Here is a 21,124-nt window from a genome sequence, read left to right as displayed (position 1 = left end):
TTATTTTTCCTCCTAAAACCATACATTATAAATTATTGAAACAGATGTGACCATTACTAAAATACTAAGCGGTGTACCGACTTTTATATAATCTTTAAACGTATAACCACCGGGACCAAACACAATAAGATTGGTCTGATAGCCAATGGGTGTAATGAAGCTTGCTGAAGCAGCGATCGCAACTGTTACCGCAAATCCAACTGGGTCTACATCAAGCTGGGATGCAAGTTCCAAGACAATCGGAATCATCAAAACCGCTGCTGCGGTGTTCGTAATTAATTCTGTAAACAGATTTGTCAAAAAGTAAACCATAAATAAGATAACTAGTAAACCTAATGGCTCACCAAAGCTGACCAGCCCATTCGCAAGCCATTTAGCCAGTCCTGTTTCTGTCATTGCGGCTCCTATTCCGAGTGCACTTGCTATTAATAACAATACGTCAAACTGAACATATTGTTTCGCCTCCCCTGGGGTAAGAATTTTAGTACCCAGTAGTATAAGAACAGCTAATGCCATCGCCTTAAACATCGTAAACACACCAGCTGTGACCAATGCAATCATTACGACTAATAGAGCAATGGAAAACCAGCCTTTTGCCGGATTCTGTTTAAGTGATTTTGGTGTATCTAATGAAGATACCACATAAAAATCATTAGATTGAAAATGTTTTTCCAAAAAGTCTGCACCAGCTAGCAACAGTAAGGTATCCCCTGGCCGTAAGACAATTTCCCCGACCTTACTTTTAATCCGTTCATTGTTACGGTGAACCGCGATAACGCCAGCATCATATTTTGAACGAAACTGGGCTTCTTTAATAGACCTTGATGTTAAAGAGGACTGGTGGGACACAACAACCTCGATCAAACTGGAAGTACCATTTTTCAGATCATCTAATCCAATGTTTGTTCCTGTCTCAAGTGTCAGACCTTTAATTTTTTCAAGATCGGCAATCGTGGATATCAGTCCAGTAAATATTAGTCGGTCGTATTTTTTAATTATAGTGGTCGATTTAACTGGTGAAATATGTTCTTTTTGACGGATTATTTCAACCAGGTACAGACCTTTCAGGTCCCGGAGTCCCGCATCCTTTACGCTCTTGCCAACATATTGAAAGGCTTCCGTTACATGCATTTCAGCAATATATTCTTTTGAATCTTCTTTTACTCGCTGACTGAATCCTTTATTGTCTGGAAGTAATCTATGACCAATTGTAAATAAATAAATAAGACCAACAACCGTAATTGGGATACCAACAACTGCTAGACTAAACAGCGAAAATCCATTAAGGTCTTCATCAACCAGCATCCCATGAACTACTAGATTAGTAGAGGTGCCGATTAATGTAATCGTTCCGCCTAAAATAGTGACATATGATAATGGAATCAGAAACTTGGATGGGGCAATTTCACGATCCTCACACCACTTTTTAATGATTGGCGTAAATGTTACCACAATCGGTGTGTTGTTCAGAAAAGCTGAAAATAATGAAGTAGGAAGAAAGAATCGTAACATGGATCCGGTTTGGGTCTTGCTGTTCTTCAGCCAATTTTCCATCATCTGATCTATCAGTCCGCTTTTTTGAACAGCACCAGCAACAATAAATAGAAGTGCTATCGTAAGCATCCCTTCATTGGAAAAACCACTTAATGCCTCGTTTGGAGTTAAGATGCCACATATTAATAATATAACCAATACTGAAAAAACAACCATGTCAGGCCGAGCTACTTCAAGAAGTAACCCTGCCAGCATGGCTATTATCATAATCAAAACAAAAATCATATTAAATGACATGGGAGCAAGTCCCCTTTTTAGTTTTGTTGCATCCCTTTAATAAGAATGTCAGCAACTTCTGGACGTGAAAATTCTTTTGGAGGGCGTTCCCCATTGCGTAACTTTTCGCGTACTTTTGTTCCACTTAAGTGTACATGGTATTCCTTACCATGTGGACAAGTTTTTGCTGTACCCATATTCCCACATTCGGTACAGAAGAAAGCATGCTCGAATTTAAATATTTGGATACCCAACTCATCTTCAAACTGAGAAATAAATTCCTGCGCTTCGTACGTTCCATAATAGTCGCCCACACCAGCATGGTCACGGCCGACAATAAAGTGTGTACACCCAAAGTTTTTACGCACAATCGCATGCAATACAGATTCTTTTGGCCCAGCATAGCGCATTGCAGCTGGATAAATCGCAAGACGTGTACGTTCAGCTGGGTAATAATGCTTTAGAATCGCCTGATAGCTTTCCATACGGATGTCTGCTGGAATGTCATCTGACTTTGTTTCCCCTACTAATGGATTTAACAGTAATCCATCAACAGCTTCCAATGCACACTTTTGAATGTACTCATGTGCACGGTGAACTGGGTTACGCGTTTGGAATCCAACAACAGTTTTCCAGCCTAAGTCCTCAAACATTTGACGTGTTTCGTTTGGATCCATATAAAATTCGTTAAACACGCCATGATCAGGACGGTTCAATAACGTAATTGGTCCAGCTAAGTATACATCTCCACGTTCATAAAGTTTTTTAACACCTGGATGTGCTTCCTCCGTAGTTCCATAGACATTTTGCGCCTCAAGCTCTTGATCATAGGTATATTTTTCTTCTAGTTTAATTGTTCCATAAATAATTCCATCTTCACCTTTAAGTGCAATTTCCTCACCAATTTTATACTGTTCAGCTTCATTCTCTGTAACAGACAGTGTGATGGGTACTGTCCACACTGTGCCATCAGCTAGATGATTATTGTTTACCACACTCTCATAATCAGCTTGTCCCATGAAGCCAGTAAGTGGACTGAAACCACCGATACCGATTAGTTCTATATCAGATATTACCCAAGGATTTGCTTGGATATTTTTTAGTGATTCAGCTTTAGACAGTGCTAGTGCTTTTTCTTGAGCATCTAATTCACGGTTCACAAGTGTACCGCCATGTGGTTGATTCGACATTTAATTACCTCCAAAAATCTGTTTTCATACACTTTTGTATTATATCATTGTTATTAGACATTTTCTATCGAAAAAAAATTAGGTGAAATAAATTATGTAGTAAGAGCAGAAATTCCCAAAACATTAAAATCAGTTAAGGAAAGTTCCTTTTCAATTTTAGAACTGCCTGAAATTAAACGACAGTAAATAATACCGATATATCCTATTTTGTCTTTACGAGTCTTCTTTTCAATATTCGTTTTTAAAAATTTATTTGTACCAACAGATATACCATATTTTGAAACCTTTTCCGCATTCAATCGTCTAATATACATGGACTTATTTTCCACTTGAGATATTATTATAATAACAATGTAATATAAAAGAAATTTACTATTAAGCTTATTCATAGTAAAATAAAGAATAGTTTTTCGTTAAGCGATTATAAACTTTTTAGACCTTGATTAAGAATATCATTGAATGCTATGTTTTGCTTTCCTAATAACCATATATTATATGTAAATCACGAACAAGAAGGGAATTTTTTCATGTCTGAAAAGTCAAGAATAATAAGGAGAAAAAAGAAGCGTAAACTCCGTAAAAGAGCTTATTTTATACTTATACCTGCCATAGTCGCGTTTATTGGTTTATCTTATTCAGCATATTTATACGTAAAAGCTGAATCGGTTTTATCTGGTTCCTACCAGGAGGGTGACAAAGAAAAATCGGATTTGCGTGAAGAAAAAGTGGATCCGAGCAAAGATAATGTGTCAATCTTAATTGCTGGTGTTGATGCTAGCGATGTGCGCAGTAATTCAGGTAGCGCCAGAACCGACACACTAATGCTGGCGACATTAAACAAGGAAGAAAAAAGTGTGAAGATGCTTAGTATCCCTCGTGATTCATACGTGTATATACCTGAAGTTGGTTACAAAACAAAAATCAATCATGCACATGCATATGGCGGTATGCCTGCAACAATTGAAACGGTTGAAAATCTAATAGATATTCCAGTCGATTATTATGCAAAGCTCAACTTTGAAGCGTTTATTGATGTTGTAAATGCAGTGAATGGTATAACCGTTGATGTACCGTATGAATTATATGAACAGAACTCTGATGATGTTGATGGTGCAATCCATCTTCTGCCGGGGGAACAGCAACTGAATGGTGAAGAGGCACTGGCGCTTGCCAGAACCAGGAAGTATGATAATGACATTGAACGCGGTAAACGTCAACAGGAAATAATAAAATCCGTTGTTAGTAAAGCATTATCTATGGGATCTATTTTAAAATATGACGATATCATCGATGCTGTGGGTAAAAATATGACTACAAACATGACTTTCGATGAGATGAAAAGTTTTATCTCATACGGAACAGGTAGTGGTAGTCTAGACTTTGAAACGTACACTTTGAAAGGACACAATTACCAGCCAAATGGTACGTACTACTGGCAGCTGGATGAAGTTGCTCTTAATGAAACAAAGCAAATGTTAAAACAGCATTTGGAGCTCGAAGGTACAGCGACTGCATCCGATTCAAATAAGACAGTGACAACAACTACTAGTGGGAAATCTAATTCATAATAATGCCAGTAATGTGCATAATTTAGGTAAAGAAATTATCGAACTCCTATTTTATCAAAACTAGACAACAACTAACCCTAAATTTAGGGTTAGTTGTCATTTTTTATAGTTTACAACAATTGAATAACCCATTTCGATGTAGATGTTATCCAATCTTATACATAAAGGAATCCTTCCATTTTCCATTTGAATTTTTATTTTGAAACTTCTCATAACGAATACGACTGATCAGAACAATTGTCAACTAAACTCTCCCAAAATACCACAAACCAATCAAATCTAAATAAGACATGACAAATATAAAACACACATAAATTGTTAAACAATTCATAGTGTGTTTTATGATACCTTATTTATAGACAGGTATTTCCAAATATAGTTTACTTATCCCAAGTGATTGATACAAATCATACATTGTCTCCACCTGCTTGGAAGCCCATCCGATGTCAGTGGCATATTGGTGTGTTGCATATCCAAACTTGTCCATTGCTTTAGGGTTCCAACGCATTTCATATAATGTGTTTTGAACTGTACCTGCATCATTTTCACCCTTTATATAATTGTTTCCAATAAATGCTGCGCCTTCTATAATTGCTGTCTCAGGTGTAAACCAACCTTCCTCATAAGCTTTTTTGGCACCACATGATATTGCACAACCATCATATGCCCCTATTCCATACATGTTATAAACGGTTCTTCCATTATAACTGACTCCCTGTGCAAGTGGTGATCCCCCATTTCCTGTCTCATGTACTGCATGAGACATCAAATATACTTCATTGACACCATACTTCTCACCAGCATCAATAAATGCTGCACCTTCACCTTCCAATGTTCCTTTTCCACTCAAATAAGAATTTAAAAGGCTGACAGATGTATCAGTTGTTCTGGAAAGATTAAGAAACTGGAACTTCAGTTTCGTGTCATTAATAAAGTTGGACGGGTCCATTTGTTCAATGGTGTCATTTTTTGTTGCATTCCGCCATGCACCATAACTTATTTTATGCCACGTACTACCTTTTTCAGTAATATTTAATGAACTTCCCTCTGCAACAGTATCATAAATGTGTGTGTTAGTTCCTTTGTCGGCACGTATATTGACATCATCGGTCGTCCTTGCTATCTCACCATTCGGATTTGCTAAAGATGAATGGACATATAATGTATTACCATCATATTCAATTTTATACCAATTTGTACTTCCCGCGTGTTCGTCACCTTTTACATTACCCAGAATAATAATAGGGGTACCACTGTTAACTTGGGTAGAAATATTATCACCAAAATGTGGTGCGTTTCGCAAATTAACCTCATCCCCAGTTATATAAGCAGTATCTACAAATTCTATTAAGTTACTACGGACATACGCAGGTTCGTTCCGATATTTGTCTGTCTGCGGAGGTGTTAATAACTTACGCTGCATATTCCATGCATCTTCTAAAGATATATCATATTCGGTATAAGATTTTCCATCCTCTACTGCTGGGGCATAAACATGTCCTTCTCTTCCGCCTATCTCAACAAGCATCCATTTACCATTTTGTTCTACATAATTAAAAGTTTGCCCTTTAAAGATTTTAGCAAAAGAATCTAATGACCCACTGCTGTTGTCATATACTGTCAAATTAGAAAGGGCTTCACCATATTTAGTATGATTTAACTCACCATCTGTCCAATTTGATTCGTTTGCAGAATTTGCTGGCTTAGTTGCGTCTTTCCAGATGTAAACGTATTTACCAACATATTTTATTTCATGCCAATTTCCCGTACTTCCTACGCGTTTAAAAACCTCACCTTTTTGTAGTTTTCCTACATTTACTTTACTTCCTGAACTACTATCAACTATTGATACATTATCCTGTATTACCTCAAAGTATTGATCGCCTGCACTAAATGATCGCTCTACTGCTGGGGCATATACATATCCTTCTCTTCCTCCTACCTCAACTATCATCCAATTACCTTTTTGTTTTACATATTTAAATGTTTGCCCCTCATCAATCATCGCAAAAGAATCTAATGAACCACTACTGTTGTCATATACTGTAAGATCGGTAAGTGCTTTGGCATCCATTGTATGATTTGAACCGTTCGTCCAGTTAGCTTCTTGACCACGTCTTGCTGGTTTGGTTGCGTCTTTCCAGATGTAAACGTATTTATCAGCATATTTTATTTCATGCCAATTTCCCGTACTTCCTACGCGTTTAAAGACCTCACCTTTTTGTAGTTTTCCTACATTTAATTTACTACCTGAACTACTATCAACTATTGATACATTACCCTGTATTACCTCAAAATACTGATCGCTTGTATTAAATGTTCTCTTTACTGCTGGGGCATAAACATATCCTTCTCTTCCACCTATCTCAACTATCATCCAATTTCCTGCTTGCCTTACATATTTAAATGTTTGCCCTTCATCAATCATCGCAAAAGAATCTAATGAACCATTGCTGTTGTCATATACTGGAAGATCAGTAAGTGCTTCGGCATCCATTGTATGATTTGAACCGTTCGTCCAGTTAGTTTCTTCACCACGGCTTGCTGGTTTGGTTGCGTCTTTCCAGATGTAAACGTATTTATCAGCATATTTTATTACATGCCAATTTCCCGTACTTCCTACGCGTTTAAAGACCTCACCTTTTTGTAGTTTTCCTACATTTACTTTACTTCCTGAACTACTATCAACAATTGCTACGTTGTCTTGGGTCACTTTAAAGTATTCATCATTCGAAGAAAAGTTTAAGTTCGCCTCTAAAGTATTTAACGTTTTTGTTGTTAAGTCTTTATTTTGTTGATTTCTTTGCTTATCATTTAACTGTGAATCTTTATCAGTGGTGAATTTTTCCTCTTCTTTTTGTTTTATGCTCTCGTCTGTATCTGTATTAGTTGAGGAAGATTCCTTTTTAGCTGTATCTTGTTGTTCTTCTTCTGTAGTATCCTGTTCTTGAGTTTTGTCTTGTGGCTTTAATAGATTGTCAGATTCATTATCTTTAACCTGTTCGAAAGATTCAGCATTATCAACCTTAACATAAAAACTATTAAGGCCAATTCGCAATTCTATACGTTGCTCATCAGAGGAAATTATCGAAACCTTTTGATTTGCTTTTATCTCACCAATAAAATTATTTAACTCTGGATCTAGAAATATCTTAATATCTTTTTTGGTAGTATAGTATTTAAAATTCTCTAAATCTTGCACACTAAAAGATTTAGTATTTGTATTATCTACCTCTATAACTTCCTTGGTGTTGTCCTGAGGAAGTGTGAAATAGGCATACCCCAGACCCCATTGCAAAATCATTGTATTTTCATTTTTCTTTGATGTATAGATAACCGTGTCAGGATTAAGCGTTCCTACTTTACCAAATTCTTCTTTAAAAACAGCTATTTGTTCTTTGACTAATGTTTTTTTGAAAACTACCTCTTCTTTTTCATTAAAAATATTTTCTGTCGCGCCAACTACATTGGGAGAAAATAAAATTAAAGCTAACAGAAGTAAAAAAAGACCACTAATCAAAGACCCTTGCTTTTTCCTATTTTGCAAACCTAGCAATTTATAAATCACTCCTATGATGTATTTTTATTCTGCAATTACTCTATCAATGAAAAGAAATTGCTATTACCATTCTATAGGATTAATGAAAAATAATCCATATCTTAATCGTAAAAAATATATTAAATAAATTTACTTGTACAGTAAGTAGTTGTTTTTACATTGTAGTCTTTAGTATAAATATTCAATGAGATGTTATGATTAAAATAAACTCCTATGAGTCTATCCTAAACTGGATATGCCCTTTTCATGTCCAGGTACACTGTGGTGAATAGAACTTGTTCGCCATCTTTGTACTTGTATACCAAATTAACGCGGTAAATCGATAGAAAACTCAGATAAAAACAGGCCGCCGAGACATTTTCGACAGCCTGTTTATAATAGATTATTTTGAGTTTCTATATTTGATTTCCTGCAACACCTATTAACGAAACACCTGCAACAATAAGTAAAACACCTATTATTTTGAATGTGGTTAAAGGCTCATCAAATACAAAAAAGGCACCAAAAACAGCCAGAACATATGCTATGCTCTGTAGAGGATAAGCAATACTCAATGGTACTCTTGTAAGAATATACAGCCACAAAATAGTTGCCAACCCATACATCACTAGCCCACTAAAGATGAAGGGGTTAAAAAACATTTTAATGATACTTCCAACACTAGCGAAACTAGGTGGTGTGTGCTGCAATCCAAACTTCCACAAAAATTGACCTGAAACAAGAATAATTGTGTTGGTAAGTATTAATGCAGCATTTAAAAAGCTCATAAGATTATTCCTCTCTGCTATTTTTTTTGTTTAATTCATGGTTAATATAAGCTATTTCTTGTGCAAGTGTTTTAATTTTTTCTTGATGACTAGATAATAACCTTGTTTGATAAATTAAAATATTTACTACTATTAAAAAGGCAAACATAAAGACAAGCGTTGGCATATACGAAATTCCCACAAGTGATGCAAAATTATTCAATAGAGGAAGAAATGCCGCAATTAAGATTCCACCGCCTGCAATCATAATCCAGAAAAAAGCCTGTTGATCTTGTAATTTTTTCTTACTTGTATAAAAGACAACCTGTAAGAAAAAGATAATGGCTGCCGTCAAACTAATAATTTGAACCATATTATAACTGCCTCCTAAAGGACTCTACGAATTAGTGAGAAAAAGGATACCTTTATCATGTAGTAAATGGATTTAACAGGAGTGATTGAAGATGTCCCCCCCTGACGATTGTTCATTTCTACTTTAATTTCTTTAACACTAAACTTTTTCTTTGCTAAATCAACCAATACCTCAACCTCGGGGTAGTCTACTGGATAATAGTTTGCAAATTCTTTTATAATTTCTTTATTAATTATACGATATCCAGAAGTTGGGTCTGTAATTTTATTACCTGTTAGAAAAAGTATTAAATAGTAAAAATAATAGATACCAACTCGTCGTACACTACTTCCTTTATATTGACTTTTTTCAACAAACCTTGAACCTATGATCATGTCTTGATTGCCCAATTGTATTGCATCCACCAACATTTGCAAATCATTCGGATCATGTTGACCATCCGCATCTAATTGTATAGCGTACTTGTACCCCTTTTTTCTAGCATAGCGAAAACCTGTCTGCATCGCTCCACCTATACCAAGGTTAACTGGTAAATTTATATAAGGAAGTTCATTATGATGTAAAATTGCCTCTGTCGAATCTTTTGAACCATCATTTATTACAATATAATCATAATCATTATAGTTCCTTAATTTTGTAACGGTTTGAAAAATAGATTTTTCCTCATTATAGGCAGGAATTATAACTAATACATCACTCATACTATTCTTTCCTTTCGGTGACTACTATGATATACGGCTGAGTTTATAACAAAAAAAATTATACTAGTAATTTTAGCGAAAATCAATACAGGGTCATCATTTGTATAGAGACTATTCGGAAGTTGTTTATACAATTCCCTATTTTTTACGCTATTACAGTTTCTCTATATTATAACTTTCGCCCGTTATTTTACTGTACTGTTGCAGATTTCAAACTATCTGGCTAAAGTATCATGATCCTAAGAAACCACTTTTACCTGCCATAATCAGCTTACCTTGGATCTCCTTCTTTCTTACATCTAATCATACGGACTAATTCACACTTTGCTATCATTTATTACAAAAAGATGGTAAAATTGTCTTTGATTTAATTGACGGAAGGAGATTCACATGAATTTACAGCATATCTTACCTACTTTTAATAAGAAGCATATCCCAATTATTCTAATTATAATTTTTTCTTTATGTCTGCATTTATTATTCTTAATCGTTAACCCTGCAGACCCAACCCCTAGGGATGCTGGAAAATATGAAAAAATGGCTTTTCAAATCATAAATGAAAGTATTTATGGTTATAATTCAGAAAAACCAAATGCTTATGTAACACCTTCACATCCTTTTTATTTGGTAGTGGTATTTAAAATATCGGAGTGGGTTAACCTTAATCACGAAACTCTAACTCAGATTGTTAATATGGTGTTAAGCATCGGAACTATACTTCTTGCATATTTAATTCCGAAAAGGCTTTTTAAAAAAGAGTTGATAGCACTGCTTTCTGCCCTTTTATTAGCAACTTATATTAGTCCACTCCATTATTTCAGGACTTTTTTAACCGAAACTCCAGCGACTTTTATGTTTTACCTTTCTATTTTTATCTTTATAATAGCACTAGAGAAAAAAAAATATCGCTGGCACATTTTATTTGGAATTCTGGCTTCTCTGATGATTATGTGGCGTTCATCCCCCGCCCCTTTGTTGTTATTTGCAGCCATAATTGTTTTTATTAAAGTTGGATTTAAGCAGGCAATTCAAATTGGTCTTCTCTGGTGTATAGGGCCACTATTGATTATTCTGCCATGGGTTATTCGGAACTTTGGTATATATGGAAAAGCACATGTTTTTTCAAACCATGCTGGTAATCCGATGTTAGCTGGGACAAACCCTTATTACCTTGAGGATTTCCAAAAAGACATTATGTCGGTTGTAAGAGAACGAGATATCCCGCAAAAAGAATATGCCATAATGAGAATTAAAGAGGGCTTCAAGACTCAATTTGAACTTTACTTTTCTTGGTTCACTCTCGGTAAAACAATGTGGTTATTCAATAGTCCTGCAAATATTTCTACTTATAATAGTGTTATTGACCCTGCTATTCGTAAGCTGATGTATATTCATCACTTCTTTATAGTGTTGGGTGGTTTTTTAACTGGCTTCTTAGCATTGAAACACAAGCGGGCGCTATGTATCTTTCTAGTTCTACTTGGCTATATTGCGATATCAAATATGTTCCTACCAACAACAAGATATGGCTTTGTAGCAATTCCATTACTTTGCATCTTAGTTAGTTACGGCGTTGTAACCTTTATTGAATTCTTGTTGGGATTAATTAAAAGAAAAAAGGTTACCCCAACCTCCTAAGTATGATGATATTAGAAAGCTGAGTTAGTACTTAATTAAAACTAATACGGGACTTCTTAGGTAGATCAATAAAGAGTTTATGTATTTATTATATAATTCAAATCGGATTTACTAGTTTGTACCGTTTTTTAATGTAATCAAGATTGAATATTCTTCTGTAATCAGTAGTTTAGTTTTTAATTACTCTTTCTCCATAACTAATAAAGCATCATGTTTCAACATACTTCTTTTAAATATTATTGTGTATAGAAAAGGCCAGACTTCACTGAAAAGAATAATTATTTAAGAACTAAAAAATTTAGCAAAAAAAGTAGCTGGGACAAAACCCCCAGCTGTAAATAAAAAAAAGTGTGGTACCCACCATTATAAAATGGTGAAGATACCACGCTTTTTTTATTTTAATATTGTTACTTTTAGTAAACAATAAGGATACCTTCTGAAAATTAAAGTAACAACACAATAACTATCGAAGGTATCCTTATGTTTTAAAATTATAAATGAATCAAGTCGCTTTGCTGCTAGATTGGAAATAAAAAAAGCGAAGGAAGTAACGAATCAGAAAAATTTATTATAACGAAAAATGGGAACACCAAGGAATATCAGCCTCTTTTTATGATTTATATATTTATAGGATTTCTAATCTATTTTCTTCTTTTACCTTAATCATTACTCAAACATTCTCATGTATATATCTTTTTTTCTACGGTAATTTTTAAATAAAGCCCATAGCAGTGTTTCTTCCCGATTAATTTGCTTAAACAAATATTGATAGCGATTCGTTTGATTTGATAGTAATTGCCTATGTTTTACTACTTCACTTCCACTTAACTCCAGGAACACTTCTACAGCTGTTGGATTAGCACTAGATACTAAATTCGACTTATATTTATTTAGGATTAAAAAACCATCAAATGCAATTGTTTGTGAAATAAACTCATCTATTGCTTCTCGTTTATATTTTATAGTACTGCTAACATCAACTACACAATTAATATAATTCGGTGGAATTGCACAATTAATTTCATACATACGTACGAGATAGTCGTTGTAGTTATTTTTTTTTAATACATCCGCTAAAATATTCGCCGTTGCAGTATGATCCGGATGTGCATCAACAAAAAGTGGAGAATAAATAAGATCAGGTTTTACTTCATTGATAATTCCCAACATTATATCCTGTGATTCATGATTACTTATTACATGACCATCTGATAATCCCATGTAATGAACTTGTTTAACTCCTAATATTTCCTTAACATTTTCAATCTCTTGCTTCCGTGCCTTTATTAACTCATCCTTACTAAGATCACTAACACTACTAGAACCGTCTGTTATAAATACGCAATGAACTTCTGAACCTTCGTTTGCATGACTACGAATTGTCCCACCAGGACCAATGGTTTCATCATCCATATGTGGTGCTAGCACCAGTACCTTTTTTACATCACCAGTGTTAGATAGACGTTTCCTCCCTTTGTAATGCCACTTTAAAACAAGTGATGTTAAAGGTACACTCAAAGGTCTAATGATTTTTAACATTAAATCTTTCAATTTCATGAATATTGCTCCTTTATAACTGAGTTTTTTCTATTTAGTTTCATGTTAAAAAATGGGTATGATCTTTTGGGATGCCCTAATTCAGTCTATTCCAGAATTCGTATAGTAAACAAAACATTTGGTAATACAGCTTTTCCCTTTAGCCTTTCCAAACAATCCCTTCATCACACACATTACCTAAAATACTATACCTTTTTGAATAGAAGCTATTGCCATTAATAGAGTCAAATTCTTACCATTATTATTGATGCTTCTCTAACTATAATTTTCATATCTTAAAACACTTATTTACATCTTTAATTATACTATTTACAAAAAGGTCAAAAGTCAAGATGAGTTTAGATTGAGCTTTTATTAGATCTAATTTTATCATCAAGTACACTCTAACTTGTAAAGACTCTAATCCGTGTTCTATAGAACTTTCCAATTAATGTTTTGGGATTAATTTATTTTATTTTTCCTGGAAGGTGATTATCATTATGATAAGGATTGACACGTTATAAATTCCAGTGAAATAGTTTTCCTATAAATCCTTTGATAAGGTGATAAGTCCATTATGTATCAAATCAATAATTATAATTGTATAATAGAAAACAATATAGATGTAAACATTAGAGAGTATACTTTTAAATAATACGAATTTATAATACCGATAGTACAGGCGAGGCTAATCCCTATCTCTTCCGTATTGACCAAAAATGAAATGAAAAAAATGACCAATGTGGTTGATAAAGTCTGTCTATCAAAAGTGATAGACAGACTTGGCCACATAATGCTCGATTCTATTCGAATAAAGGCTATAGATTTCGAAGTTCCCTAACGAAGTAAATTTTATTAAATGGATAGTTGTGGCCATATAATAACTTAAGCCTTTTTTAATTTAAGCGTCACAAAAACATTATCTATACGATAATAAAATATTTATTCATTTATAGACAATAAAATATAAATAGATTACACTTACAAATGTCATTTATAAAATTAACCACGAGGTGCAGCAAATGTTATTAAAGTTTAATCATAATCACTTTTTTAAATTACTATCAATATTTATTGTCATACAGCCTATCTTAGACATACTTACTTTTTTATCACTCAGGCATACTAATTTTAGTATTACAATCGGAATTGTAATTAGAGTTCTATTTTTATCGATTTCTATTGGATTTATTATTTTTGGACATAAAACACAACTTAAAAAATATATTATAATATATCTAACAGTTCTTTTTAGTGTAATGGGAATTAGCAACGGTTTAAATTATTTTTTTAAACCAAATTTCCTTATCTTTGAAGAACTTCAGTTTACGACAAAAGCACTTTACTACTCAGTTATGTTTTGTTCAATTTTACTGGCCATTCAATCTAAATCAAACTCAGAGTATATAATGAAACATATGATAAAATTAATTACTATATCAATGAGTATATTCGCAACCACCTTTTTAATTTCAATATTAACAAACACTTCCACCCCAACCTATAAGTTTGGAAAAGAAGGATTTTCTGGTTGGTTTTTTGCAGGAAACGAAATAAGTGCCATTGTTGCTATATGTTTTCCACTAGTATTCATTTATTTTCTAAAAAATACACTTTCCTTAAAAAATATAAAGCATTGGTTACCTGCACTATTATTAGCGATTACGGGAATATTCATTGGGACAAAAGTAAGCTTTCTAGCAATTATAGTAACAATAACTTTAATTACAAGCTTCAATCTGTGTTTATGGGCTCTTAAAATAAGTAAGACTGGTATTAAAAACGTGTACTCCAAGCATCTTCGTTTAAGTGGCATATTTGTTATCATTTTAATATTTTTAATACCATTTTCACCTGGATTTAATAATATTCAAGGGGATTATACTAATATTAGTGAGACAATAGATGAAAATGACAATGATTCTAAAAAAGAAGATGGCAAAAAACAAACACCTAGGCAAGATGAATCAAACACAAAAAAAGGTTCAACAAGTATTATCTCGGAATCAGGCCTAGTAAGAACGTTACTTAGCTCAAGAAACGTTTACTTTGAGAGCATTCTTTTGGATTACTCAGCATCAAACACACTACAAAAGTTTTTTGGAATAGGTTATGCAGGTTATTATGAAGATGAAGAAGATTCAAAGATGATTGAAATGGATTTTTTTGATTTGTTTTTTTCATTTGGAATAATTGGTAGTGTATTAATACTATTACCGTTATTCATCACATTCTATAACGTCTTTAAAGAAATATTTTATAACACAAAAACTTTTCTCACTATAGAAAACTTGCTACTTTTATTATCCACTGGATTAGGAATGGGGATTTCCTTTGTTGCTGGACATGTATTATTTGCACCTGCAGTGAGCATCTACTTAACGATCTCATTAGTATTATTATTGAATAATACATCTTTTTCAATTAAAAATAAGAATTAAATACACAGCAGTCCATTAATTACCTGACGTTCTACAATGTTAATTTTATTTAAAGCTTTGTATTATAACACAATTGATTTACTAATATTCGTTAATAAGCTAAATTTATACTGCACATCTATATCATATTGAAAAACACTTTATGTTATATAGATTGCCCTACTATAAATATAGGGTTATAATATTTATCGGAAGAAGTTAAAATTATCAGTAAATGTATTTTTATGATCTTATACTGGAGGAACTTAATATGATAAACATTTTAAGAAAGATATACCACACACCTAGGATAATTAAAAATTATAGACTAAATAAAATATCAAATATAAATTATTCGCCAATATTCGTGTTAGGAAACCAAAAAAGTGGAACCTCAGCGATAGGAGCATTATTGGGAGAGCTCACAAATAAACCAACCACAATTGATCTTGAAGGGTTATATGAACCAGTACAAAGCAAACTACACCGTAACGAAGTCTCTTTTGAAACCTTTTTGGAAAAAAATAAATATGATTTTTCAAATGAAATAATAAAAGAACCTTCATTGACTTTTTTATATGATGATATCAAACGAATTTTCAATACCAATAAAAATGTGTTTATTGTTAGGGACCCAAGAGATAACATTAGAAGCATTTTAAACAGAGTCGATTTACCTGGTGATGAAGAAAATATAAAGGAATCCCACCCACAAAAATGGAAAAATGCGCCTATAAATTGGAAAAGAGTTATTGACAGTAGGTGGTTAGGTACTTCAGGTGAAAACTATATCGAATGGATGTCTTATAGATGGTTAAAGTGTTTAGATATTTATGAACAAAATTCTGATGATTTTATTTTAATAAGATATGAAGATTTTATAAAAAATAAAAAAGAAGCTATAGAAAATCTTGCTGAAGAACTTTCTTTGAATATTGTCAATGATATTTCAGATAAAGTCAATATACAGTTCCAACCACCTGGTAATAGAAAAACAAATCAAAAGGAATTTTTTGGTAAAAGGAACTTACTGCGAGTAGAGACTATATGTAATACTAAAATGCAAAAATATGGATATGATAATTTATGGTACTAAAATATGGAGTAAGTTGGTACATAAACCACCTCTTACTCCAATCTATATAATTCCTAGATGCTTAAAAACCTTTTTTGTCTTATGAAATATGAAATGTCCCGAGAGATACGCTGTATCGATTGGAATTATACCAAATGACATTGTCCTTACGAACATTTCTTATCATATTCCCTGCGTAGTTCCCCTATATAGAGTCGTACCGTACTTTCAGCTACTCGCAGCTTCTAATACTTCTCCATAAGCCAATCAAATACTTGGGTAGCTGTCAGGTCAGGGTGTTCACGTAACCAGGAGAGAATCAGTTCTTGATAGTCATCCAACTTCTTCTTTCTAGTCTTTGCTTGTGTGACTCATTCCACCATATCCTGGGAATTACGTTTTAAGTAACGGTATACAGTTACCCTGGATATACCAAGTTTTTCAGCCACCTTTACCTTACTTAATCTTTTAATATCCATATACATTTCCCACTTATCCACCTTTTTGCCTCCATCACTGTTGTAGTCTATCAAACTACCTTTAAGCAGTGATGGTTCTTTTAATTTTATGACTATTTTCGCGCCGGAAAGCTTTTATATGGCTGCCCTCGGGCATCCATATAAAAGCTGCACTAACATCTGGCAATGTGTTAACTTTTATTTGGCGGAAACTGTATACTTTAGTTTATCAGTCACATTGACTCTCGTAACCTATAATAGTAAGCGTCAAATAATCCCGATCTGTTTTCAGATGGGAATTATTTGACGCTTACTAAGAGAATGAGGAATTAAATATTGATGAACTTGTTCGGTGGGGTATAGAGATAATTAATACGGAATTAGTAAATAAAAAATCGGTATGAAATATAACCAGGTATTGGAATCTAATATTCCAATACCTGGTTATATTTGAAGGGTAAAAAAACTACAGCTCTCAAAAATAATACCTGTAGGACTTCTATCTATTTGCGGTAAATATATTGGCAATGGATGGTAATTTCCGTTTGCAATTGGTGGTAAATAACATGTCAAGGGTGGTAAATTCTTATGGCAGTATTCATACTTAAACAACAGCTTATCAATTAAAAGAAGAGTATCGTTTATGGTTTGAACCGGAGAAACACTTGGCTCCCAACAGTTTACAGGAAATTAAGGAACTGTTTATATCAGTATTATGATCTTATTAGGTCTTCAGGTACGGCGGGATTTGAAAAGACAATAGAAACCTTTCAAAATTGGCAGAAAAAGATTATGAAATAGTTTTGGAATTTGCCTACATAATGGGTATGTAGAGGGCATTAATAACCAAACGAAAGTAACTAAGTGGAACGCATTTAGTTTAAATCAATTTGATCGGTTTCCGGTTAAAGGTCTTATTACATCATCAATATAAAGGTATAAATGTTCGAATCGCATAAATTAGGAGTGAGCCAAGTGCTCACCCCAACATTAGAATCAAATATTAATACATATCTCTTTATAATTTTGTATGGCAAAAATCCATTTTTATTTATTTTGATAAAATCCACCTAGAAACAACATAAGTAAATGGTATTGGTAATAGAAGTGAAATAATTGGAGCTATAAATTTATTCATAGAAAGAATGTCAACGATCACAAATATAGATATAGATGATACCAGATAATTTATTACATACGTCATAGGAAATTGAAAGAATTTTTTCCAAGTTGGTTTAACTTTATAGGTATAATAACAATTTAAATAAAAAGAACCAATTAAACTAATTGAAAATCCAGCGGTATGACTAATTAAGTATCCTATATCGAGGGACATTAACAATAAATAAATTAGATAATAGTTAAATGTATTTATGCAGCCTACTATCCCAAATCTAATAAACGAATGATATTTATAAAATAATTTAATTATTTGTTTCCTCATTTTTCTTCTCTTACTCCCGCAATTCTTGTTTTGATTCTATATTTGTTTCTTCAGTAATGTACTTTGGTCTTCTTTTTACCTCATAGTAAATTCGACCAACATATTCACCTATTATTCCTATTGAAATTAATTGGACTCCTCCCAACATTAAGATTGCTGAAATTAAAGTGAAATAGCCAGGCTCATCTATACCAAACATCGTAATTTTGATAAATGAATAACCAGTATAACAAACACTAAGTATGGTAACTAACACTCCTAGATATATAAGCATTCGTAACGGGGAACTGTTAAAAGATATAACTCCTTCCACTGCATAGCTTAATAAATCCCTAAAATTCCATTTACTTTCTCCAGATAACCTTTCTTTGTTTTCATATTCAATAACCTTTTTCTTAAAACCTATCCAAGAAAAAATCCCTTTTGAAAAACGATTATACTCAGGCATCTGTAAGATTGACTGTACTGCTTTACGACTCAGTAATCTAAAATCCCCTACACCATCAGTTAGTTCTACATCAATTACATTATTTACTACTTTATAGTATAATTTCGTTATCCATTTTCTTGAAAAATTTTCTTTCGTTCTATTTCTTCTTGCAATAATTTGATCGTAATCAAGTTCATATTGTCGAATCATTTCCTTAATTAACGAGGGTGGATGTTGTAGATCTGCATCCATAATAACAACCAAATCCCCCTTTGATTTTTCAAGACCAGCCAAAATACCAGATTCTTTTCCAAAGTTTCTAGAAAAAGATAAATATTTAACATTAGTGTCTTGTTGAGATAAAGATTTAATGACACTTATAGTATCATCCTGACTTCCGTCATCAATAAAAATAATTTCAAAACAATATCGCTTTGTTACGTAAATTTCTTCCAACACTTTATTAACTTCATTATAGGTACCCTTTAGATGGGATCCTTCATTATAGCATGGAATAACTACTGACAACAATTTCATAAAAACACCTACTATTTCATTCTATTATTCTTGTACTCAGAATATGGAATTGCTTTTATTTCTATTTCATTAGTATTATCAAACATTTTCAGCATTTTTCTTCTTGGTGAAGACAGCCAATGAAATTGAGGATAGGGTAGCTCAGTTAATCGTACAGTTTCCATATTGTTGTTTAAAGCCCTTTCTAACTTCTCCATTCTTTCTCTGTCTGCCTCTCCATTTAGAAACAGGATCAGACCGAAAGCTATCATTATAACAGTATTAACTATAAATAATCCCTTTTTTATCGAACATTTCAAAGACCATTTATACTGATTTATATAAACCAATAACTCTAATGAAAATAACACCATGAATGTATAAGCACCAAAAGCAGTTCTCGGACCATATGGAGTAATAAATACAAACGGTATAGTTAATAGTACTATTCCAGACAAATAGTAAAATAATCGTATTTTAGTTTTATTCTCTTTTACAAAAACTAATACAGTTGAAATTATTGTTAAAAAGAATAATAAAGTAAATATAACCTCAAAATCAACTGTATATGAACCTAAATATTGGTTTCCTAATATATCTTTTAAAACCAGTAAGAATAAATTAAAACTTACAAAAATAAATAGACTTAATGTCTTCAGGATATTATTAACCCATTTAGTTGTTTTTGTTCTTAACAAGAAAATTATAAGTAGAACTGAAATGAAGGAGATTATTAAATTATTTTCAATGAATAATATTTGATACATTCCTTCTTTATATGATGTGTAGAATCTCTCAAAAAGTCCAATATTTTCTTTGATTGACCTATATTTATCACCACCCTGCAATACATTTAAATAAGCACTGTTTGTAAACATGATCACACTTCCTAAAATAGAAGATATGAAGTAAGCCCAATGTACACTATATTGTCTTTTGTGCTTGTAATATGTATATATTATAACTAAGCCACCGGTAAAAACAGAAAACAAAGTTACATGTTCAACAAATAACTGAGATACTATTCCTAGTGGTATAAATAAGTAAGTTAAATGTTTTTTGTATATTGGTACTTCGTCATCTAGTATATTTTTAACTATTGATAAGTATATTAAAAGAAAAACGATAGGTGGAATATAGTTTACGTACCCTGCAACCCACCCAAACGTTTGTGCATAGATTTTAATTGGGACTAACATGAACAAAGGGAAGGCTACTAAAGATATAATCGTTTTATTATCGGAATCTATTAGTTTTCCTGTATAAACCACTAGTAATGTTGAAAATGACGCCAAAACTAATATTCGAACCCATTCAAGTCTTGTAACAATAATTTCTAAAGTATTACTAACATATCTTCCATTATAATCTTTATAAAAGTTCATGAGTAATTCGGTACCTGCATTTGAACCCCACATCCAATCATCGTGAGTGAGAGGTGTGTTATAGCTAATAAAACAAAAAAAGAAAAATAACAACCCAAAGTAACTCATTGACATACTATCGCGAAATTTGTACCATCTTTTCTCCATCATATATCCTCACTTCAATATTTATCCAAAATATATTTTACTTACCTTTTACAATTTATCATAAACAGAGAGACATTGAAATATAAATCTTTTAGTAATATATTTAAGTATAATTACAGACAAAATTTGTTTTATAATTAACTACTGATTGAAAGTTATTAAGTTCTA

General features: G+C 32.7%; 17 protein-coding genes. 5 read left to right on the top strand and 12 right to left on the bottom strand.

Going from position 1 to position 21,124, the window contains the following annotated elements:
* Positions 1 to 12: 12 nt before the first annotated feature.
* The 3 genes from ACE1TG_RS04395 to ACE1TG_RS04385 all read right to left on the bottom strand — a co-directional run bounded on the left by ACE1TG_RS04395 (position 13) and on the right by ACE1TG_RS04385 (position 3,349).
* Positions 13 to 1,791 (bottom strand): SLC13 family permease, encoded by a 1,779-nt coding sequence (locus ACE1TG_RS04395; protein ID WP_375051148.1) that lies wholly within the window; start codon positions 1,789 to 1,791, stop codon positions 13 to 15.
* 17 nt (positions 1,792 to 1,808) lie between these two features.
* Positions 1,809 to 2,960: a sulfate adenylyltransferase gene (gene sat, locus ACE1TG_RS04390; RefSeq protein ID WP_375051147.1), complete on the bottom strand. Its 1,152-nt coding sequence runs from the start codon at positions 2,958 to 2,960 to the stop codon at positions 1,809 to 1,811.
* A gap of 92 nt (positions 2,961 to 3,052) precedes the next feature.
* The gene (locus ACE1TG_RS04385) at positions 3,053 to 3,349 is read right to left on the bottom strand and encodes a hypothetical protein (protein WP_375051146.1); all 297 of its coding nucleotides are present in this window, start codon (positions 3,347 to 3,349) and stop codon (positions 3,053 to 3,055) included.
* A 138-nt stretch (positions 3,350 to 3,487) separates the two neighbouring features.
* Here ACE1TG_RS04385 and ACE1TG_RS04380 point away from each other — a divergent pair, with 138 nt between their 5' ends.
* On the top strand, positions 3,488 to 4,528 hold the full coding sequence (locus tag ACE1TG_RS04380; protein ID WP_375051145.1) for an LCP family protein: 1,041 nt from the start codon (positions 3,488 to 3,490) through the stop codon (positions 4,526 to 4,528).
* A gap of 349 nt (positions 4,529 to 4,877) precedes the next feature.
* On the opposite strand, the gene ACE1TG_RS04375 is transcribed toward ACE1TG_RS04380, so the two are convergent.
* The 4 genes from ACE1TG_RS04375 to ACE1TG_RS04360 all read right to left on the bottom strand — a co-directional run bounded on the left by ACE1TG_RS04375 (position 4,878) and on the right by ACE1TG_RS04360 (position 9,907).
* Positions 4,878 to 8,096 (bottom strand): SH3 domain-containing protein, encoded by a 3,219-nt coding sequence (locus ACE1TG_RS04375; RefSeq protein WP_375051144.1) that lies wholly within the window; start codon positions 8,094 to 8,096, stop codon positions 4,878 to 4,880.
* Between the two features lie 386 nt (positions 8,097 to 8,482).
* Entirely contained in the window at positions 8,483 to 8,854 is a 372-nt protein-coding gene (locus ACE1TG_RS04370) for an EamA family transporter (RefSeq protein ID WP_375051143.1), read from the bottom strand.
* A 4-nt stretch (positions 8,855 to 8,858) separates the two neighbouring features.
* Complete coding sequence (locus ACE1TG_RS04365) at positions 8,859 to 9,206, bottom strand: DUF2304 domain-containing protein (RefSeq protein ID WP_375051142.1); 348 nt, start codon at positions 9,204 to 9,206, stop codon at positions 8,859 to 8,861.
* Between the two features lie 14 nt (positions 9,207 to 9,220).
* Positions 9,221 to 9,907 (bottom strand): glycosyltransferase family 2 protein, encoded by a 687-nt coding sequence (locus ACE1TG_RS04360; RefSeq protein WP_375051141.1) that lies wholly within the window; start codon positions 9,905 to 9,907, stop codon positions 9,221 to 9,223.
* Positions 9,908 to 10,297: 390 nt separating this feature from the next.
* Here ACE1TG_RS04360 and ACE1TG_RS04355 point away from each other — a divergent pair, with 390 nt between their 5' ends.
* Positions 10,298 to 11,545 carry a glycosyltransferase family 39 protein gene (locus ACE1TG_RS04355; protein ID WP_375051140.1) on the top strand — a complete coding sequence of 416 codons (1,248 nt, stop codon included), beginning with the start codon at positions 10,298 to 10,300 and terminating at the stop codon, positions 11,543 to 11,545.
* A gap of 666 nt (positions 11,546 to 12,211) precedes the next feature.
* On the opposite strand, the gene ACE1TG_RS04350 is transcribed toward ACE1TG_RS04355, so the two are convergent.
* Positions 12,212 to 13,102, bottom strand: a complete 891-nt coding sequence (locus tag ACE1TG_RS04350) for a PIG-L deacetylase family protein (RefSeq protein WP_375051139.1) — start codon at positions 13,100 to 13,102, stop codon at positions 12,212 to 12,214.
* A 1,001-nt stretch (positions 13,103 to 14,103) separates the two neighbouring features.
* Here ACE1TG_RS04350 and ACE1TG_RS04345 point away from each other — a divergent pair.
* Both ACE1TG_RS04345 and ACE1TG_RS04340 read left to right on the top strand, forming a co-directional pair.
* The gene (locus tag ACE1TG_RS04345) at positions 14,104 to 15,522 is read left to right on the top strand and encodes an O-antigen ligase family protein (RefSeq protein ID WP_375051138.1); all 1,419 of its coding nucleotides are present in this window, start codon (positions 14,104 to 14,106) and stop codon (positions 15,520 to 15,522) included.
* Between the two features lie 250 nt (positions 15,523 to 15,772).
* Positions 15,773 to 16,597: a sulfotransferase domain-containing protein gene (locus tag ACE1TG_RS04340; RefSeq protein WP_375051137.1), complete on the top strand. Its 825-nt coding sequence runs from the start codon at positions 15,773 to 15,775 to the stop codon at positions 16,595 to 16,597.
* Positions 16,598 to 16,947: 350 nt separating this feature from the next.
* Here the strand turns inward: ACE1TG_RS04340 and ACE1TG_RS04335 are convergent, their stop codons facing one another.
* Positions 16,948 to 17,076 (bottom strand): helix-turn-helix domain-containing protein, encoded by a 129-nt coding sequence (locus tag ACE1TG_RS04335; protein ID WP_375051136.1) that lies wholly within the window; start codon positions 17,074 to 17,076, stop codon positions 16,948 to 16,950.
* A gap of 766 nt (positions 17,077 to 17,842) precedes the next feature.
* On the opposite strand from ACE1TG_RS04335, the gene ACE1TG_RS04330 reads away from it, so the two are divergent.
* On the top strand, positions 17,843 to 17,968 hold the full coding sequence (locus tag ACE1TG_RS04330) for a transposase (RefSeq protein WP_375051343.1): 126 nt from the start codon (positions 17,843 to 17,845) through the stop codon (positions 17,966 to 17,968).
* A gap of 117 nt (positions 17,969 to 18,085) precedes the next feature.
* Here the strand turns inward: ACE1TG_RS04330 and ACE1TG_RS04325 are convergent, their stop codons facing one another.
* The 3 genes from ACE1TG_RS04325 to ACE1TG_RS04315 are packed head-to-tail and all read right to left on the bottom strand — an operon-like array spanning position 18,086 to position 20,956.
* Positions 18,086 to 18,478, bottom strand: a complete 393-nt coding sequence (locus tag ACE1TG_RS04325; protein WP_375051135.1) for a GtrA family protein — start codon at positions 18,476 to 18,478, stop codon at positions 18,086 to 18,088.
* 10 nt (positions 18,479 to 18,488) lie between these two features.
* Positions 18,489 to 19,445 carry a glycosyltransferase family 2 protein gene (locus tag ACE1TG_RS04320; protein WP_375051134.1) on the bottom strand — a complete coding sequence of 319 codons (957 nt, stop codon included), beginning with the start codon at positions 19,443 to 19,445 and terminating at the stop codon, positions 18,489 to 18,491.
* 11 nt (positions 19,446 to 19,456) lie between these two features.
* Positions 19,457 to 20,956 (bottom strand): DUF6056 family protein, encoded by a 1,500-nt coding sequence (locus ACE1TG_RS04315; RefSeq protein ID WP_375051133.1) that lies wholly within the window; start codon positions 20,954 to 20,956, stop codon positions 19,457 to 19,459.
* Positions 20,957 to 21,124: the final 168 nt, after the last annotated feature.

It is taken from the genome of Virgibacillus sp. JSM 102003 (genome assembly GCF_041949995.1).
Lineage (GTDB): Bacteria > Bacillota > Bacilli > Bacillales > Amphibacillaceae > Lentibacillus.
Note: the sequence above shows the minus strand (reverse complement) of the source record. Positions and strands in the feature narration are given on the sequence as shown.

What these genes read in the sequence shown, in the direction of transcription:
- ACE1TG_RS04340 (WP_375051137.1), top strand. Translation starts at nt 15,773, where the DNA reads ATGATAAACATTTTAAGAAAGATATACCACACACCTAGGATAATTAAA.
- ACE1TG_RS04380 (WP_375051145.1), top strand. Translation starts at nt 3,488, where the DNA reads ATGTCTGAAAAGTCAAGAATAATAAGGAGAAAAAAGAAGCGTAAACTC.
- ACE1TG_RS04325 (WP_375051135.1), bottom strand. Translation starts at nt 18,478, where the DNA reads ATGAGGAAACAAATAATTAAATTATTTTATAAATATCATTCGTTTATT.
- ACE1TG_RS04360 (WP_375051141.1), bottom strand. Translation starts at nt 9,907, where the DNA reads ATGAGTGATGTATTAGTTATAATTCCTGCCTATAATGAGGAAAAATCT.
- sat (WP_375051147.1), bottom strand. Translation starts at nt 2,960, where the DNA reads ATGTCGAATCAACCACATGGCGGTACACTTGTGAACCGTGAATTAGAT.
- ACE1TG_RS04315 (WP_375051133.1), bottom strand. Translation starts at nt 20,956, where the DNA reads ATGGAGAAAAGATGGTACAAATTTCGCGATAGTATGTCAATGAGTTAC.
- ACE1TG_RS04385 (WP_375051146.1), bottom strand. Translation starts at nt 3,349, where the DNA reads ATGAATAAGCTTAATAGTAAATTTCTTTTATATTACATTGTTATTATA.
- ACE1TG_RS04345 (WP_375051138.1), top strand. Translation starts at nt 14,104, where the DNA reads ATGTTATTAAAGTTTAATCATAATCACTTTTTTAAATTACTATCAATA.
- ACE1TG_RS04320 (WP_375051134.1), bottom strand. Translation starts at nt 19,445, where the DNA reads ATGAAATTGTTGTCAGTAGTTATTCCATGCTATAATGAAGGATCCCAT.
- ACE1TG_RS04355 (WP_375051140.1), top strand. Translation starts at nt 10,298, where the DNA reads ATGAATTTACAGCATATCTTACCTACTTTTAATAAGAAGCATATCCCA.
- ACE1TG_RS04370 (WP_375051143.1), bottom strand. Translation starts at nt 8,854, where the DNA reads ATGAGCTTTTTAAATGCTGCATTAATACTTACCAACACAATTATTCTT.
- ACE1TG_RS04350 (WP_375051139.1), bottom strand. Translation starts at nt 13,102, where the DNA reads ATGAAATTGAAAGATTTAATGTTAAAAATCATTAGACCTTTGAGTGTA.
- ACE1TG_RS04365 (WP_375051142.1), bottom strand. Translation starts at nt 9,206, where the DNA reads ATGGTTCAAATTATTAGTTTGACGGCAGCCATTATCTTTTTCTTACAG.
- ACE1TG_RS04395 (WP_375051148.1), bottom strand. Translation starts at nt 1,791, where the DNA reads ATGTCATTTAATATGATTTTTGTTTTGATTATGATAATAGCCATGCTG.